Genomic DNA, 16,818 nt, shown 5'->3' with positions numbered 1-16,818 from the left:
CGCTGTTTTGTTACTTTTTATAGGATTCATGATGTTTTTGTGCCGCTTTTGATATGGCACGCTTGGAAGGAAATGTATAAAAGTGGCATGTTAGATAAAAGCTTTTGCCGCCAATAATAAAGCCAATATCGCCAGGAGAGCCCATGAGCGTTCGCATTGATTTATTACACGGCCCACATAATCTGGACGGCACGCTGTTTAGCGTCATTGATATTTTGCGTTCGTTTAACAATCTCTGGCAGTTACGCCATCCGGATAAACGGGGGGCGTTTTTTCACTGGCGCTTGATTGATGCAGTGGGCAATGAGTTACCTATTCCGGATTGGCTGTCGACGATGCAGTCACCCACTCGGGGACGTAAAACGCTTCCCCCTTCGCAAACCGCGTTATTTGTCCCGGGCGTACAGATGAAAAGCGTGCCGGACATGAATCGCGTGCTTGATCAATGTAGCGCCGAGGTTAGTTGTATTGCGCGTTATCACTCCCAAGGACGTGTGATCGCGGCTGGCTTCAACGGTGCGGTGATGCTCGCGCGGGCCGGAGTGCTGGATGGTCGACGCGCCACGGTGACCTGGATGATTGCCAACTGGTTTGCGTCTCACTTTCCAGATGTGCAGCTGACGATGGAAGGTCCGGTTGTCGTCGACGGCCTAATATATACGGCGGGTGCCCCAGCAGCGGTGTTTGATCTGATGGTCGAATTGATTCGTCACTTTGCGGGGGAAGAGCTGGCGCAGATTGCTACTAATGGGCTGCTTTATCACCCCTTACGTTTTGAGCATTCCACTTTGCATGCTTCCGGTATTTCGATGAAAACCCGGGACAGTGTGGTATTCCGGGCGAAGGAATGGTTATTAAAGAATATTCAGGCGCCTTACAGTCTGGAGCGGGTCGCCGGCGAGGTAGCCGCGAGCCCACGCACTCTGCTGCGCCACTTTAAAGAGGTAGAAGGAATGACGCCTCTTGACTACCTGCACCGTCTGCGAGTTGAGCGAGCCAAGCAGCTTCTGGAAGTGACTAATATTAATTTGGCAGAAGTCATGGAATACTGCGGTTATCAGGATGCTAGTGCGTTTCGGCGCCTGTTTCGGCGTGCCACTGGCGTGACACCGTCTGAATACCGCCGCCGATATACGATGCGAATATCCCGCCGTTGGTGGCGAGCCGACGAGTTCTCGCCTGGTGAAAGTGAAGGTGATCTGATTCAATATCTGGATATTGATCCTGTTGATAGGTTAACGCATTGACCTGCAATTATTTCCATCGAGGCGATTCTGAAAAAAGTTTATCTCATTCTGAGAAAATTGGTTGTAAAAGGCGGGGTTTTTTGGCGGTGATGATAAACTTACCGCCTTGTCAGGTTGAATTGCCGCGTTTAGTAGCATTTTCCTGTGCCCAAGGATGTCGGTATACTAGTTCCATTGGAACGTCTACCTATACATCCTGGCGTCTCGGCAGTGCAGGGGTTCTGACAGCACCGCCGCACACAGAGGTAACGAAATCATTCGATGAAAAACTCAAGAGGTGGTGAGAGTGAAACTTAAGCTGATCATGAGCGGGCTGGCGGCCTTTGGCGTCATGGCAGGCACATCCAGTGCTTTCGCCCAGGAAGAGGCCGCGCGTAATGCTATCGCGGAACGTCTGGCGCCGGTTGGCCAACTGTGTTTGCAGGGTCAGGACTGTGGTACCGCCTCAGCTCCGCCTGCAGCCGCTTCAAGTGGTGGCGATGATATCGATGGCGGTGACATCTATAGCAATGTCTGTTCGGCCTGTCACGAAACCGGTGCCGCAGGTGCCCCTATTCGTGGTGATGAGGAGGCCTGGGCCGCACGCGTTGAACAAGGATTTGCAACCCTGTTGGATCATTCGATCAACGGTATTGGTGCCATGCCTGCACGCGGCGGCAATCCCAACTTGTCTGACGAGGAAATGGAAGCGGCTACTAAATATATGGTTGAGCCGGTGATGGACGTTTCTGACGTAGGTAGTGCTTCAAGCAATGACGAAGCAGCCGCCACCGAGGAACAAACAGCTGCCACAGAAGAAGATGCGTCAGGTACAGAGGAAGAGATGGCATCCTCTGCTGAAGCAAGTGAAGGCGCAGCGGAAGAAGGAATGGCAACTGCTTCTGAAGAAGAGGCCGCCACTGACAGTGATAGCAACCTGAACGGTGAAGCACTCTACAGCAGCCTGGGCTGTGTGGCCTGCCACGCCAACGGCGTTGCCGGTGCGCCCCTGATTGGTGATGCAGAGGCTTGGGGGCCACGTATTGATCAGGGCAAAGATACGCTGTATCAGAGCGTTTTCAATGGTAAGGGAGCCATGCCGCCTCGCGGTGCCAGCCAGGGTTCTGATGAAGAAATCATGGCAGTCGTTGATTACATGGTATCCCAGGTACAGTAATCGTTGATGCTGTTAAACGATGTATCCACAGGCGGGTTGCTTAAACCTCCTGTGGATATTTTTTGACTCTGGCTTTGTTGCTTCAGCCTAACAGCGAGCGGATGCCTGCCAAGGCGTCCTTGCCACGTGCCTGTTTTTTCTCTGGGTCTTCTTTATCCGCGCGGCCTTCCCATTCCAGATCTTCGGCGGGCAGTTCGTCGAGAAAACGGCTGGGTTGGCAATCCATCAGCTCGCCATAGGCCTTGCGCTGGCGCGCCAGGGTAAGTGTCAGGGTGCGACGCGCGCGGGTAATACCCACATAAGCCAGGCGGCGCTCTTCTTCCACCGTGCCCATTTCGATGGCGTTGCGGTGGGGCAGCAAATCTTCTTCCAGTCCCATCAGGTAGACGTGGGGAAACTCCAGCCCTTTTGACGCGTGCATGGTCAAAAGCTGCACCCTGTCGGAATCATCCTCTTCAGCCTGCTGTTCGAGAATGTCGCGCAGCACCAGGCGGGAAATGGCGGCTTCTACGCCGTCGGTTTCCGTTGTGGTGGAATCATCGGCATCTTCCGGGTCATGGTTGAGCGATTTTTCCAGCTGGTCGATCAGAATCCACACGTTGGCCATGCGCCGTTCGGCAATGGTCGGGGCGCTGGCATTCTGGTAAAGCCAGGCTTCGTAGTCCATATCGCGCAACATGTCGCGAATGGCGGCAATTGCGTCGCCCTTATCCATGCGCTGGCGCACGCCATCAATAAAGTGGGTAAAGCGCGATAGCCGTTCTACAGCGCGGGTAGGCAGGGTTTGTTCCAGCCCCAGTTCATGGCAGGCGGCAAACAGCGAAATGCTACGTTCGGTGGCGTAGTTGGCGAGTTTTTCCAGTGTACCCGGGCCAATTTCCCGGCGGGGCACGTTCACAATACGCAGAAAGGCATTATCGTCGGCAGGGTTGATCAACAGCCTTAGATAGGCCATGGCGTCCTTGATCTCGTTGCGCGAGAAAAACGAGGTTCCGCCGGAAAGCTTGTAGGGAATCTGATAGTGCTGCAGCTTGAGTTCCAACAGGCGCGCCTGAAAATTACCCCGATAGAGCACTGCAAAGTCCCGCCATTCGGACTTTTCCTTGATGCGCCGGGTGAGGATTTCGCTGGCCACCCGTTCGGCTTCGGCTTCCTCATGGCGATTGACGACAACGCGAATGGCCGCACCGTCGCCCATATCTGACCACAGGGTTTTTTCATACACGTGGGGATTGTTGGCGATCAGAGTATTGGCGGCGCGCAGAATCGTGCCTGTGGAACGGTAGTTCTGCTCCAGCTTGATGACGTTCAAACGCGGAAAATCTTCGCCCAGGGTGATCAGGTTTTCCGGTCGCGCGCCGCGCCAGGCATAGATGGACTGATCATCATCGCCCACCACGGTGAAGGTCGCCCTTTCAGCCATCAGCAGTTTTACCAGCAGGTACTGGGAAACGTTGGTGTCCTGATACTCATCCACCAGCATGTAATGAATCTTGCGCCGCCAGCGGGCCAGCGCTTCCGGGTCACGCTGTAACAGCACCACCGGCAGCAGAATCAGGTCATCGAAATCTACCGCGTTATAGGCTTTCAGGTGACGCACATAGGCTTCATAGACGCGTGCGGCAAAATGTTCGTCATCATCTGCTGCCAACGATAGGGCATCGCTGGGCAACACCAGGTCGTTTTTCCACTGGGAAATTTTGCCTTGAACGGCATTGATCTGTTCAGCATCGACCTGGGCATCCTTGTTCATCAGGTCGCGCAGCAGCGCCTTGGCATCTTCCGGGTCAAACAGTGAAAAGCCCGGTTTGTAGCCCAGGGTTTTCAACTCAGAGCGAATGATATTCAGCCCCAGAGTGTGAAAGGTCGAGACCGTCAGCCCGTGGCCTTCCTTGCCCTGGAGCATTTTTCCGACCCGCTCTTTCATTTCCCGGGCGGCTTTATTGGTAAAGGTCACGGCGGCAATTCGGCGCGCGCTCATGCCGCATTCCTGTACCAGATAGGCAATCTTGGTGGTGATCACGCTGGTTTTGCCAGATCCCGCCCCCGCCAGCACCAAGCAGGGGCCATCAATATAGCGCACCGCTTCCTGCTGGCGCGGGTTGAGGTTTCGCAAGCGTTGGGCAATGGCGGGGTTCATGGCAGAATGCATCCTTTACATGTGGAAGGCGAACCAATGTCTGGAAGAACCAATGTTTGAAATCGCGCTGTTTGAGCCAAAAATGGCGCCGAATGCGGGCAATATCATGCGGCTGGTGGCCAACAATGGCTGTCGTCTCCACCTGATTGAGCCGCTAGGGTTTGATCTGGAAGAGAAAAAGCTGCGTCGCGCCGGGCTTGATTACCGCGACCTGGCCAATGTGCGCTGTCATGCCAATTTCATGGCCTTTCTGGAAGCGATGCAGGGGCGAACCCTGTGGGCGCTGACAACCCGTGGCACTCGCTATTATAGCGAGGCCTCTTTTGGCGCGGGCGATGTGTTGCTGTTTGGCTCTGAAACAGGCGGCTTATCGGAGCAGGCACATGCCTTGATCGCCGATGAAAACAAGTTGCTGATCCCCATGCAGCCTAATAATCGTAGTCTTAACCTGTCTAATGCCGTGGCGCTGGTTAGCTACGAGGCCTGGCGACAGCAAGGCTTTGCTGGCGCCGCAACCTCCAGCTAAGCGATCACTCACTACCGTACTCAGCGCGATATGCCCGAATGGCCTCAGCATGCACCTGCATCTCGGGGCCCGCTTGCTCTTCCAGATAGGCCAATACCTGTGCCAGAGTAACGATACTGACGACCGGCATGCCAAAGGTGGCTTCAACTTCCTGAATGGCGCTTTGCTCGCCCTGGCCACGTTCCTGACGATCCAGCGCGATAATGACGCCGCCCGCCCGGGCACCGCTGTGTTCGATGAGGGTCATGACTTCACGAATGGCCGTGCCAGCGGTAATGACATCGTCGATAATCAGGATATCACCCGCCAGTGGTGCGCCGATAGTATTGCCGCCTTCGCCGTGGGTCTTGGCTTCCTTACGGTTAAAGGCGTAAGGCATATCAAGGTCATGGTGATCAGCCAGCGCAGCAGCGGTGACGGCTGCAAGGGGAATGCCTTTATAGGCGGGGCCAAACAGAACATCGGCCTTGAGGCCGCTATCGACAATCGCCTGGGCGTAGAAGCGCCCGAGCTTGGCCAGAGCGCCGCCGGTCTGAAACAGGCCAGCATTGAAAAAATATGGGCTTACGCGACCGGATTTCAGGGTAAATTCGCCAAATTTGAGCACGCCCTGCTCAATAGCGAAAGCAATGAAGTCGCGTTGATACGATTGTAGAGAGGCAGACACGATAATCCTCGCGATTTTTTGTGGGGGATTTACTCAAACGTCGAAACGTCGGGTATCATACAGCAGCGACGCTAAAGGGACGATCTATGAAAATTGCCAGCATCAATGTCAATGGTATTCGTGATGCCGTCGATCGTGGCTTCCTGGACTGGCTGGCTCAGCAGGATGCCGACGTGGTCTGCGTGCAGAACATCAAGGCGAAAAGTTTCGAATTAAGCGACCATATTCTCTATCCGGAAGGTTATGAAGGCTACTTCCTGGATGCGGAGGAGGATGGTTTTGCTGGTGTGGCACTGTATTGCCGCAAGATTCCCAAGGCGATCATGTATGGCCTCGGGTTTCCGCAGTGTGACCATGAAGGGCGCTTCCTGCAGGCGGATTACGACCGCTTCAGTATTGCCACCTTCCTGATGCCGGATGGCAGCGACCAGAAAGCCAAACAGGCGTTCATGGAGCAATATCAGGAATACCTGAGCAAAATGGCCCGTAAGCGCCGGGAATATATCATCTGTGGCACCTGGCATATCGCCCACAAGACGATTGACCTGGCCAACTGGTCGGATAACCAGCTGACATCCGGTTTCCGCCCGGAAGAGCGCGCCTGGATGGATCATGTGCTTGGCCCCACCGGGTTTATCGACACCTTCCGCGAGATCAATCGCGACGCGGGTGAATATACCTGGTGGCCGAAGCTTGACCAGGAGGTGCCCCGTGGGCGCCAGGAAGGCTGGCGGATTGACTATCAGTTGGTCGGCCCCAATTTCCGCCGCCATGTGGTGGATGCCTGGATTGACTATGAGGCAACGTTTTCAGAGTTCGCACCGCTGATTGTCGAATACGACCTGGCACTGTAAGCACTCACTTCCCTGCATCGCCATGCATGCGAGTAATATTCAAAAGGCCAGCGAATGCTGGCCTTTTGTTTTATCTATCTTACTCTGCTCACGCCTCACGCCTCACGCCTCACGCCTCACGCCTCACGCCTCACGCCTCACGCCTATTCACAAACTCCCAGTGCTTCACGCTGATGCATACGCAGCTCATCGCCTGCTTTTTCTGCCAGGTCGAGCATGGCGTTCAGCTCAGCGCGATTGAAAGCGCCAGCTTCTGCGGTGCCCTGTACTTCAATCATCTCGCCTTTTTCAGTCATGACCACGTTCAGGTCGGTGTCGGCCTTGCTGTCTTCCGGGTAATCCAGATCGAGTACCGGGACGCCTTTATAGATACCCACAGAAATGGCGCTGACCATCTGCTTGAAGGGATCACCCTTGATCTTTTTTTCGCGCTGCAGGTGGCGAATGGCATCTACCAGGGCGACACAGCCACCGGTAATGGAGGCGGTGCGGGTGCCGCCATCGGCCTGGATCACATCGCAATCCACGGTAATGGTGAACTCGCCCAGTTTCTTCAGATTTACGGCGGCACGCAGGCTGCGGCCAATCAGGCGCTGAATTTCCAAGGTTCGGCCGCCCTGTTTGCCACGGGTGGCTTCGCGGCCACTGCGTGAATGGGTGGCTCGCGGCAACATGCCGTATTCAGCGGTGATCCAGCCCTGGTTCTTGCCGCGCAGCCAGCGCGGCACGCCGGCTTCCACGCTGGCATTACACAGCACCTTGGTATCGCCAAACTCGACCAGTACCGAACCTTCCGCATGGCGTGTGTAGTCACGGGTCAGGCGGATTTCACGCAGTTGGTCGGCGGCACGGCCGCTGGGGCGAACAACATCAGGACGCATAGCACCTCTCATCGTCATCAATAAAAAAATAGCCAAACTCAGTTGGCCGTATTCTACACGTCTGTCAGCGAATGGCGTGGGATATCAGGTAGACTGGATGAAAACATCATCAACAAAGGAACCCTTATGGCCATTGCCCAGGTTCATAGCATGACGGCCTTCGCCCGTGTTGAGCAGGTCGCCACCTTTGGCAGCCTGCAAGTGGAAATCCGCTCCGTTAACCAACGTTATCTGGAACCTCACTTTCGCCTACCAGATACCCTGCGAGCCCTGGAACCGGTATTTCGCGAGTCACTGCGCCAGCGGCTGACCCGGGGCAAGGTGGAATGTAGCCTGCGTTTTGAAGCGGCTGAAGCGAGCCAGGCCCCCGCCGTTAATGTACAGCGCCTGAAGGAAATAGCGGATGCCCTGGCGGCCATTCAACAGCAGGTGCCTGATGCCGCGCCACCCACCACGCTTGACCTGCTCAACCAGCCAGGCGTGATGGCCACTCAACACCTGGATCCGGAAACCATTCAGGCGGCTGCCGCCCGGCTTTTCGAACAGGCACTGGACGAGCTGATTGATACGCGCGCCCGTGAAGGCGCCAAGCTGGCTGAGATGATCACCACTCGCCTGGAAGCAGTGAATGAGCAGGTAGCCACGGTGCGCAGCCTGCTGCCGCACATTCTGGAACGCCAGCGTGCCCAGTTGTTAGAGCGCCTGCATACTGCTAGGACGGAACTTGACCCCCAGCGTCTGGAGGCAGAGCTGGTACTGGTGGCTCAGAAAGCCGATGTGGATGAAGAGCTGGACCGCTTGAGCGCCCATGTCGATGAAGTCAGCCGTCAGCTCGGCCAGAAAGGCCCCAAGGGCCGCCGCCTGGATTTCCTGATGCAGGAACTCAACCGCGAGGCCAACACGCTATCATCCAAATCCGTGGTCGCGGAAACCACCCGCTGCGCCGTGGAACTCAAGGTGTTGATTGAGCAGATGCGCGAGCAGATTCAGAATATTGAGTAGGCCCTAGAGGCTCAGTCGGGCGAGGGTTTATGCGAGATGCAGCTAATCATTCATCAACACGCTCAAGCCCCGATAACTCGGGGCTTTTTGATTCGCTAAGCTTTTATGTGCCTACTCGGCTTTTCAGGGCGACCAGTTTTCATTGGGGTTATGAGCCAGGAAGTCGGGCCTTGGTTTGGGGGCGGCAAAGGGCTGCTTGCAGGGGTTGTCGCGGCGGTTATAAACAAAGAAAACGTTGCTGCGCGGGTCGGGTGACATGTTGGCATTGGAAGCGTGCAACACATTGCAGTCAAAGAGAATCAGCCCACCGGCTTCACCAGTTACCGACTCGATGCCGCCCTCTTCAACCAGGTGGGTTATCGCCTGTTTGCCTGGAACGCCGACCTCTTGGCGCTTGAGCGAGTTGCGGTAGTTATCCTCCGGTGTTTCACCAACACAGGGAACAAACACGTTCTGTGAGCCTGGCACCAGCATCAAGGGGCCATTGAACTCGTGATTGTCCGTCATGATCACAGAGGCGCTGACAGCATGCATGGCCGGCATGCCATCCTCGGCGTGCCATGTCTCGAAGTCGGAGTGCCAGTTAAATCCCTTGCCAGCAAAGCCGGGCTTATAGTTGATACGGGACTGATGAATGTAGGTCTCGCCGCCAAGAATTTGCTTTACTGCCCCGGTAAGGCGTGGGTCTTCGCTGAGTTGGTTGAGGTAATCGGAGAGAAAATGCACAGCAAACAGCGAACGCATTTCATGGCCCTGCGGCTCGGTAATGCTGAAGTCGCGGTTCAGGTACTCTTCTTGATTCATCAGTTTGCGTATTGCTTGGCGTAATTCCTCAAGCTCTGCGCCGTGGATGAAATTGGGAAGAAACAGAAAGCCCTTTTTCTCGAATTCATCAAGCTGCGCTGCGCTCAGAGGTCCAGAAAAATCCCGGCCCTTGACGACCGGCTCATGGCGCTTAAGCCAGAGCGCCTTGGGCGATTCAGAAAAGCGCGTGGGGTAAGGATCACGCGTGGTGGTATACGAAGAGCCGGGAAGCTCGGATGTTTCAGTGTACTGTTTCTGAACAATGGATTGAGGCTTTGCAGGGTTAACGGGTGCCATATTGATCATCTCCTAGGTGAATAATGTCACTGGGTTTTGATCTTTCTGACCTTATCTCACTCGGTGTTGATGCCTTCGAGAGGTCTTGCGTTCTCTTACAGTTTTTTCAATATGCGCAAGGACATTCGTTTACTTGCAGTTGCCTCGGCCAAGTGCGTCTTGCTCCGTCAGGCTAATATGCCTACGTTTAATTTCAGGCTACGTTATAAGCAAATACAAGGGATCGCCATAACCTGGGTTATGAAGGCGAATCACATGAAAGGGGGATAACGCCTATGGTGCCTGAGGAAAGTTGCATCATCCGCCATTTCGAGCACTACCGACGCCTAAGCCCTGAAGAGAAGGAAGTTCTTGCCAACCTGGAGAATCACCCCACGCCTATCAGCGCCGGCACGACACTGTGGCAAGAGGGCAAGGAGGCCAGCGAATTCTGCATCCTGAGTTCGGGCTGGGCATATTCATATCGCAACCTCGACAATGGCACCCGCCAGATCATGGAGATATTTCTCCCCGGCGACATTATTGGCCTGCGCGAATTTGCCTTCAATGAGCGCCTTGACGGGGTAACAATGATTGAGGGTGGCATCATCTGCTACTTCCCTCATCGCTGCATGTTGGAACTGTTCTGTGACTCAATGACTTTGACTACGGTGATGTTCGCGATTTCCAGCCGTCAGCAGGCGCTGCTTTGTGAGCGCCTGGTGACCCTGGCACGACGCACTGCTCGCCAGCGCCTGGCGCATTTTCTTTACGAGATGTATACCCGGCTGCACCAGACCATGTGCGAGGGTGGGTCGAGCTTTCGCCTCCCACTTTCTCAGCAGCAACTTGGCGATCTGCTCGGCATGACATCGGTGCATGTTAGTCGCACACTTTCGGCGATGAGCGAAGAGGAGGTTATTTTTCGCAATCATCACACCATCAACATTCCCGACTTGGAGGTGTTGGCGCGAGAGGCCAACTTTAATGACCGCTATCTCAATGCGAACCTGCGTCCGCTGTTTGAAGATGCGCCCCCGTAGCCGGGAAGGCTGGAAGTGTAAAGCTGTCTATGCCAATGTTTTTATCGAATAGACATAAATGTCATAAAGTCAGTGTAAAATTTTGCTAAATGCATGCGTTTGTCAAGATTTGATGCTGTGGTCTTGTAAAGTGGCTCTACCCTGTGTACAGGCATTTCTGTTATGCTTTTCAAATGTTTTCACTAATTTGACGTCCAGACGTTTCTTCGATTCAACGGTGACCCCTTCATGGCAAAGCAACAGGAAGCAACGGATCTGCAACGCGCTTTAAAAGCCTGCAAAGGATCATTTGTATCAGTGGGTTTCTTCAGTATGTTTGTTAACTTGCTGATGCTTGTCCCCCCCATGTATATGCTGCAGGTGTATGATCGCGTCCTGACCACCCAGAGCGTTGATACCCTAGTGATGCTGACACTGGTGGTAATGTTTTTCTTTGCCGTGATGGGCGGGCTCGAACTGGTACGTTCGCGAATGTTGGTGCGGGTGGGTAATCGCCTCGATACGACGATTAATGAGCGTCTGTATGGCGCCATGTTCCGACGCAGCCTGATGGTTCAGGGTACCTCTAGCGCACAACCGCTGAATGACCTTACCAGCCTGCGTCAGTTTCTGACCGGTAACGGCCTGTTTGCATTTTTTGACGCACCTTGGGTGCCTATTTATCTGGGCGTTCTGTTTCTCTTCCACCCCTGGCTGGGCATTTTCGCCACCTGTGCTGGCATCATTTTGCTGACTCTGGCGATTGCCAATGAGAAAGCTACTAAAAAGCTGTTGGCTGAAGCCAGCGGCGAACAGATTCAGGCCCAGAACCTGGCCAATTCCAACCTGCGTAACGCAGAAGTGCTGCATGCCATGGGTATGCTGCCGGGCATCATGGGCCGCTGGTCGAAGCGTCATCATGAATATCTGTCCAAACAGTCTCAGGCCAGCGACCGGGCGGGTGTGTTGACCAACACTTCCAAAGTGTTGCGGCTGTTGTTCCAGTCAATGATTCTTGGGCTAGGCGCCTTTCTGGTGCTTCAGGGCGATATGACCCCCGGTATGATGATTGCCGGTTCCATTATCATGGGCCGTGCACTCGCGCCGATTGACCAGATGATTGGTGGCTGGAAAGGCTTTGTCAGCGCTCGAGGTGCCTACGAGCGCCTTAATGACCTATTGAACCAGATTCCCGCTGAAGAAAAACGTATGTCTCTGCCTTCCCCACGTGGTGATATCAGCGTTGAAGGCGTTGCGGCAGCCCCGCCGGGTGTACGCATGGCAACCATTCGCGGTATCAACTTTACGGCTAATAAAGGTGAACATATCGGTATTATTGGCCCCAGTGCTGCGGGTAAATCCACTCTGGCACGGGTGCTGCTCGGCATCTGGCCTTCCCAGGTGGGAGATGTTCGCTTGGATGGCGGTGTCATTACCCAGTACAACCGCGATGAAGTTGGGCCACATATAGGTTATCTACCGCAGGATATTGAGCTTTTCGACGGCACCGTGAGCGAAAATATTGCCCGTTTTGGCGAGGTCGATGCCCAGAAAGTGGTTGAAGCGGCCAGAAAAGCCGGTGTCCATGAGATGATTCTTGAGTTACCCAATGGTTATGACACCGTGATTTCTTCCACCAGCGGTGCCTTATCAGGTGGCCAACGCCAGCGCGTGGGATTAGCTCGTGCGCTGTATGGCAATCCGGTGCTGGTAGTGCTGGATGAGCCGAATGCCAACCTGGATGACGCCGGTGAACGTGCCTTGGCAAAAGCAATCCAACAGCTAAAGGAAGAAGGCACCACTCTGTTTGTCATCAGCCATCGCACCAGTATTCTCAAGAATATGGATAAGCTGCTGGTGATGAAAGCAGGACAGATCAGCATGTTTGGCCCGCGTGATGAAGTGCTGGCGCAGTTCGCCAAGAAATCTCGTGGGCAGTTGAGCCAGAACGCTGCACGTCTTTCTGCCATTTCTGGCGGCCGTGGCGAGGAGAAGTAAATGAGTCATCAGCGTAACGTCCCGGCGACGTCCGAAATTGATGTTACACCAAAAGGCCCGGCGACCTTTGAAGGTGAAGCCAGTGAGGTGCTACCCACCAGCGACAAAGGTTATCGGCGCTTAGGTTTTGCTATCTTGTTGATCGCTTTCGGTGGCTTTGGTCTGTGGGCTTTTACAGCCTCATTGGCTGTTGCGGTTGTAGCGCCCGGCAATGTCTCGATTGAGTCCTTCAAGCGTACAGTGCAGCATCTGGAAGGGGGGATTGTTGATAAGATTCTTGTCGAGGATGGTGACCGCGTTGAAGCGGGCGATACCTTGGTGGTGTTAAGCGATACCCAGGTTGGCTCCCAGTTGGAAATTGCCCGTTCTCAGTACCTGATCAATCGTGCCATGGAAGCGCGGCTGCTGGCTGAGCAGGAAAATGCTGACACCATGGCGGTGCCAGAAGACCTACAGGATATTGATGACCCTCGTGTACAGCAGATCCTGGCCGTTCAGCAGAGCCTCTTTGTGGCCCGGCGCCAATCGCTTGAGAGTACGCTGGAAGCCTTGGACGAACAGATCGTGCAGATGCGGGAGCAGATCTCAGGGCTGGAAGAACGTATTCGCGTTAATACGCAACGGGTTGCCTCCTTGCGTTCTGAAGCAGAAGATTTCCGTTCGCTGTTCCGTGAAGGGCTGGGCGATAATCAGCGCATCCGTGAGCTTGAGCGCCAGATCCTGGAATATGAAGGTAACAACTCCGAGTATCGCTCGAATATTGCCCAGCTGCGTTCCCAAATCAGTGAAAACCGTCTGGAACGTGAAGTGCAGCAGCAGGAATTCAATAAAGAAATAGGCGAGCAGCTGCGTCAGGCTCAGACACAGATCGCTGAAGCTCAGGAACAGATGATCTCGCTGCAGGATCAGGTGGCACGCACACGCGTGATTGCACCGGTATCCGGTACTGTAGTGGGCCGCCAGATTCATACCGAAGGTGCGGTGATTCGCAGTGGCGATGTGATCATGGATATTGTGCCTTCCAACGATGGTTTTGTCGTAGAAGCCCGCGTGCCAACCCGGGATATCGATAATATCTATATTGGGCAGTTTGCTGAAATCCGTTTTAGCGCCTTCAATCAGCGCCTGACGGACTCCGTCGATGGCGAGGTGATTCATGTCAGCGCGGATTCCTTCGAGGATGAAGCCACCGGCCAGCAGTATTATCGAGCCCGAGTACGGGTGACGGATGATGGACGTGAAAGCATGACTGAGCAGATGCAACTGCTGTCTGGCATGCCGGCAGAAGTCATGATTCGTACGGGTGAACGTACCTTCGCAAGCTATATTGCCAAGCCCATTACCGACATGCTGGCTCGCGCCATCCGGGAGGATTGATGAAGCGTTTATGGATGACGCTAACGCCTTTGGCGTTCGCTGTGGCAATGACTTCGCCGCTTCACGCTCAGGATGCGGGATCATTCCCTGCCAGTGACAAGGCGCTTGATGAACTATCAGCACTGGATGAAACCCCATTGGCAGAGCAGCGCGGCTTGCCATCGTTATTGGCACTATTTTCTCGCGCGCGCGATAACGATGCTGAATTGTCGCGTCAGCGCTATGAGTTGGAAGCCACCCGGGAAGAGCGCCCGATGGCGCGCTCTCAGCTGTTGCCGCAAATCAGCGCCAGTGGCGGCTATTTATGGCAGGATTCCACCAACGTGCAGACAGACCCTGATGGGTTTGGCCTGGATCAGCCAGCCACACGCCCGGGTGAATTTGATGAGCACTACTGGCGTCTACAGTTGCAGCAGCCGCTATTCAGCCTTGAACGCTGGCGTGGTCTGGACGTTGCCGATGCTCAGATCAGTGCTGCCGAACTGCAGCTTGCTGTCGTGGAACGCGATCTGGCTCTGAGCGTAAGCGAAGCTTATGTGCAGGCGTATCTTTCTTCCCAGCGGTTGGGTTTGTTGGAGTCGCAGCAGGCTTCGTTGGAATTACAGCTACGTCAGGCCAGTCGCGCCTTTGATCTGGGCATTGGCAATCGTGTGGACCTGCTTGAAGCCCAATCGCGGCTTGATCAGGCGATTGCCGACGCCGTACAGGCAGAAAATGAATTGGATAATGCCCTGAGTGAGTTGCAGCGCCTGACCGGCATACGCCCGGCAATGCGCGGATTGGCAGTCGGCGACCTGACAGTTGTGTCTCTGGTGCGCGACTGGGGTACTGAAAACGATTGGGTGGAAAAGATACACCAGAACCTTTCGGTACAGCTGGCGACCAGAGAACAGAAAGTCAGTGAGGCAGATACCAATACGCGACGTGCCGGACACTACCCAGAAGTCAATCTCAGCCTGAGCTACAGTGATCGCGAAAGCGATGACGAGTTGCGTACCAGTGAAGACTACACCGCTAATGTGGAAGTCAGTGTGCCGTTATTTAGCGGCGGCTATACCAGCGCCCGCGTACGTCAGGGTGAGAAGCGTATCGAGGCTGGTAGAGCAGCTGTCGAGCATGAGCATAATCTGGCTACTCAGGAAGTACGTACTCGCTTACGGGCACTGAATGGTGGCGTACGTCGCCTGGAAGCGTTGCAACAAGCAATTGAGTCCAGTGAGCTTTTTCTTAATGCGGCCGAGCGTGGTGAACAGCTCGGCTTGAGAGATCTGGTTGATGTGCTTGATGCCCGCGCCAGCCTTTTCGATCAACGTATCAAGTTTGTCGACACCCTGGGCAACTATGCCCTTGACCGTTTGAAGCTTTATTCGGCAACCGGTGAGCTTGATGGCGAAGATCTGGTTGAAGGCATGGACCTGCTGATTTCCATGACGGCCAATATCACTACTGACGACGTGCATCCAACCACGGAATAAACTGCCATGGTGGCTGCTAAAAATTCACAACATAGTGATTGGCTACGCCGTGCCATGCATATCATGGATGCTACCGTTGTGTTGGTTACTGCCTGTGTTGTCATGTGGTTAATGCCCCAGGCGGATGGCAGCAGTGATTACCTGTTCCTTGTTCTGATTGGCAGTCTGCTGTTCCCGGCGGTTGGCGAGTTATTAAGCCTCTATCAGCCCTGGCGAGGGCGCAGTCTTTATACCATGCTGGGTGTCTATACTCTGACCTGGGCGATTACCATTACCCTGTTAAGCCTGCTGCTGACTGCACTGCAAAGCGTACATCTTTACTCCAGAATATGGATGGGCACTGCCGCCCTGGCGGTGTTACTGATAGGTATGGTCACGCGTGTCAGCCTTTATCTTTACCTGCGCCATATGCGTGCCGCCGGGCGCAATCAGAAACGGGTCTTGCTGATCGGCCATGCAGACAACCTGTCATTACTTGAGCGCCAGGTGATCGACACGCCCCACGCGGGGTATATTGTTGCCAAGCGCTATATAGACAGTGACAGCTCAAAAAAAACTTTTCTTGTTGAAATTCGCCAGCTGGCTCAGGCGAGCATTTTTCAGCGTGATTTTGACGAGGTCTGGCTGGGTTATCCATTGGCAGACGGCGTACGCGTGCGCCAGTTGATGGCACTGCTGGCAGGTGTGCCGGTCACGGTGCGTTATTTCCCTGAGCAGCCGGATATTCGCCTGCTCAATCACCGTATTACCCAGTTGGCCGGGCTTTATTCGCTGGAACTCAACTATACACCGCTCACCGGGCCAACGCGTGTACTTAAGGTACTGGAAGACCGTGTGCTTGGCCTCGTGTTATTTGTTTTTTTTACGCCGGTCATGCTGGTGATTGCCTTGGCGGTGCGCTGGAAGATGGGGGGGCCTGTACTGTTCAAACAGAAACGCCACGGCCTGGATGGCAAACGTTTCAAGATCTACAAATTTCGTACCATGACCCTGCATAAGAGTAGGCATACCCAACAAGCCACTTATAATGATCCGCGAGTGACGCCCCTGGGAGCCTTTTTGCGCCGCACCAGCCTGGATGAATTACCGCAGCTTTATAACGTATTGCAGGGGCGTATGTCTCTGGTAGGGCCGCGCCCCCATGCCATGGATCATAATGATCACTATAAAGATCATATTGATATCTACATGCAGCGCCACCGGGTCAAGCCGGGCATGACCGGGTGGGCGCAAGTGAACGGGCTACGTGGGATTGCTGACGATGTAGCCCTGATGCAGAAACGTGTTGAGTACGATTTGTATTATATCGAGAACTGGTCGCTCAGTTTTGACCTCAAGATTCTGGCCATGACGCTGACTCGAGGTTTTGTTAATTACCAGCCCTGAAGCAGCG

General features: G+C 54.5%; 14 protein-coding genes. 10 read left to right on the top strand and 4 right to left on the bottom strand.

All coding sequences use genetic code 11. The annotated features are described in order from the left end of the window. Positions 1–143 precede the first annotated feature (143 nt). Positions 144–1,247, top strand: a complete 1,104-nt coding sequence (locus OR573_16510; GenBank protein XGA80050.1) for a helix-turn-helix domain-containing protein — start codon at positions 144–146, stop codon at positions 1,245–1,247. A gap of 286 nt (positions 1,248–1,533) precedes the next feature. Continuing rightward, positions 1,534–2,403, top strand: a complete 870-nt coding sequence (locus OR573_16505) for a c-type cytochrome (protein ID XGA80049.1) — start codon at positions 1,534–1,536, stop codon at positions 2,401–2,403. A gap of 82 nt (positions 2,404–2,485) precedes the next feature. Here the strand turns inward: OR573_16505 and rep are convergent, their stop codons facing one another. Further along, positions 2,486–4,543, bottom strand: a complete 2,058-nt coding sequence (gene rep, locus OR573_16500) for a DNA helicase Rep (GenBank protein ID XGA80048.1) — start codon at positions 4,541–4,543, stop codon at positions 2,486–2,488. A 52-nt stretch (positions 4,544–4,595) separates the two neighbouring features. Here rep and OR573_16495 point away from each other — a divergent pair, with 52 nt between their 5' ends. Continuing rightward, the gene (locus OR573_16495; GenBank protein XGA81780.1) at positions 4,596–5,069 is read left to right on the top strand and encodes a tRNA (cytidine(34)-2'-O)-methyltransferase; all 474 of its coding nucleotides are present in this window, start codon (positions 4,596–4,598) and stop codon (positions 5,067–5,069) included. Positions 5,070–5,073: 4 nt separating this feature from the next. Here the strand turns inward: OR573_16495 and pyrE are convergent, their stop codons facing one another. After that, the gene (gene pyrE / locus OR573_16490; GenBank protein XGA80047.1) at positions 5,074–5,736 is read right to left on the bottom strand and encodes an orotate phosphoribosyltransferase; all 663 of its coding nucleotides are present in this window, start codon (positions 5,734–5,736) and stop codon (positions 5,074–5,076) included. Between the two features lie 86 nt (positions 5,737–5,822). Between pyrE and OR573_16485 the strand changes: the two genes are divergently transcribed. Then, positions 5,823–6,590 (top strand): exodeoxyribonuclease III, encoded by a 768-nt coding sequence (locus tag OR573_16485; GenBank protein ID XGA80046.1) that lies wholly within the window; start codon positions 5,823–5,825, stop codon positions 6,588–6,590. Between the two features lie 143 nt (positions 6,591–6,733). On the opposite strand, the gene rph is transcribed toward OR573_16485, so the two are convergent. Continuing rightward, complete coding sequence (rph, locus tag OR573_16480; protein XGA80045.1) at positions 6,734–7,471, bottom strand: ribonuclease PH; 738 nt, start codon at positions 7,469–7,471, stop codon at positions 6,734–6,736. A 126-nt stretch (positions 7,472–7,597) separates the two neighbouring features. Here rph and OR573_16475 point away from each other — a divergent pair, with 126 nt between their 5' ends. Further along, complete coding sequence (locus OR573_16475; GenBank protein XGA80044.1) at positions 7,598–8,473, top strand: YicC family protein; 876 nt, start codon at positions 7,598–7,600, stop codon at positions 8,471–8,473. Positions 8,474–8,596: 123 nt separating this feature from the next. Here OR573_16475 and thpD read toward each other — a convergent pair whose 3' ends face one another. After that, the gene (gene thpD / locus OR573_16470; protein XGA80043.1) at positions 8,597–9,574 is read right to left on the bottom strand and encodes an ectoine hydroxylase; all 978 of its coding nucleotides are present in this window, start codon (positions 9,572–9,574) and stop codon (positions 8,597–8,599) included. A 275-nt stretch (positions 9,575–9,849) separates the two neighbouring features. On the opposite strand from thpD, the gene OR573_16465 reads away from it, so the two are divergent. From OR573_16465 to OR573_16445, 5 genes are all read left to right on the top strand, one after another. After that, complete coding sequence (locus tag OR573_16465; GenBank protein XGA80042.1) at positions 9,850–10,596, top strand: Crp/Fnr family transcriptional regulator; 747 nt, start codon at positions 9,850–9,852, stop codon at positions 10,594–10,596. 228 nt (positions 10,597–10,824) lie between these two features. After that, the gene (locus tag OR573_16460) at positions 10,825–12,573 is read left to right on the top strand and encodes a type I secretion system permease/ATPase (GenBank protein XGA80041.1); all 1,749 of its coding nucleotides are present in this window, start codon (positions 10,825–10,827) and stop codon (positions 12,571–12,573) included. After that, positions 12,574–13,950, top strand: coding sequence for an HlyD family type I secretion periplasmic adaptor subunit (locus tag OR573_16455; protein XGA80040.1), 1,377 nt, complete (start codon positions 12,574–12,576; stop codon positions 13,948–13,950). Further along, complete coding sequence (locus OR573_16450) at positions 13,950–15,425, top strand: TolC family outer membrane protein (GenBank protein XGA80039.1); 1,476 nt, start codon at positions 13,950–13,952, stop codon at positions 15,423–15,425. The genes OR573_16455 and OR573_16450 overlap by 1 nt, the downstream gene beginning before the upstream one ends. 6 nt (positions 15,426–15,431) lie before the next feature. Beyond that, positions 15,432–16,811 (top strand): undecaprenyl-phosphate glucose phosphotransferase, encoded by a 1,380-nt coding sequence (locus tag OR573_16445; GenBank protein XGA80038.1) that lies wholly within the window; start codon positions 15,432–15,434, stop codon positions 16,809–16,811. Positions 16,812–16,818 lie beyond the last annotated feature (7 nt).

The organism is Halomonas sp. CH40, assembly GCA_041875495.1.
In the GTDB taxonomy this organism is placed as follows: Bacteria; Pseudomonadota; Gammaproteobacteria; order Pseudomonadales; family Halomonadaceae; genus Vreelandella.
This window is presented reverse-complemented; position numbering and strand designations above follow the sequence as displayed.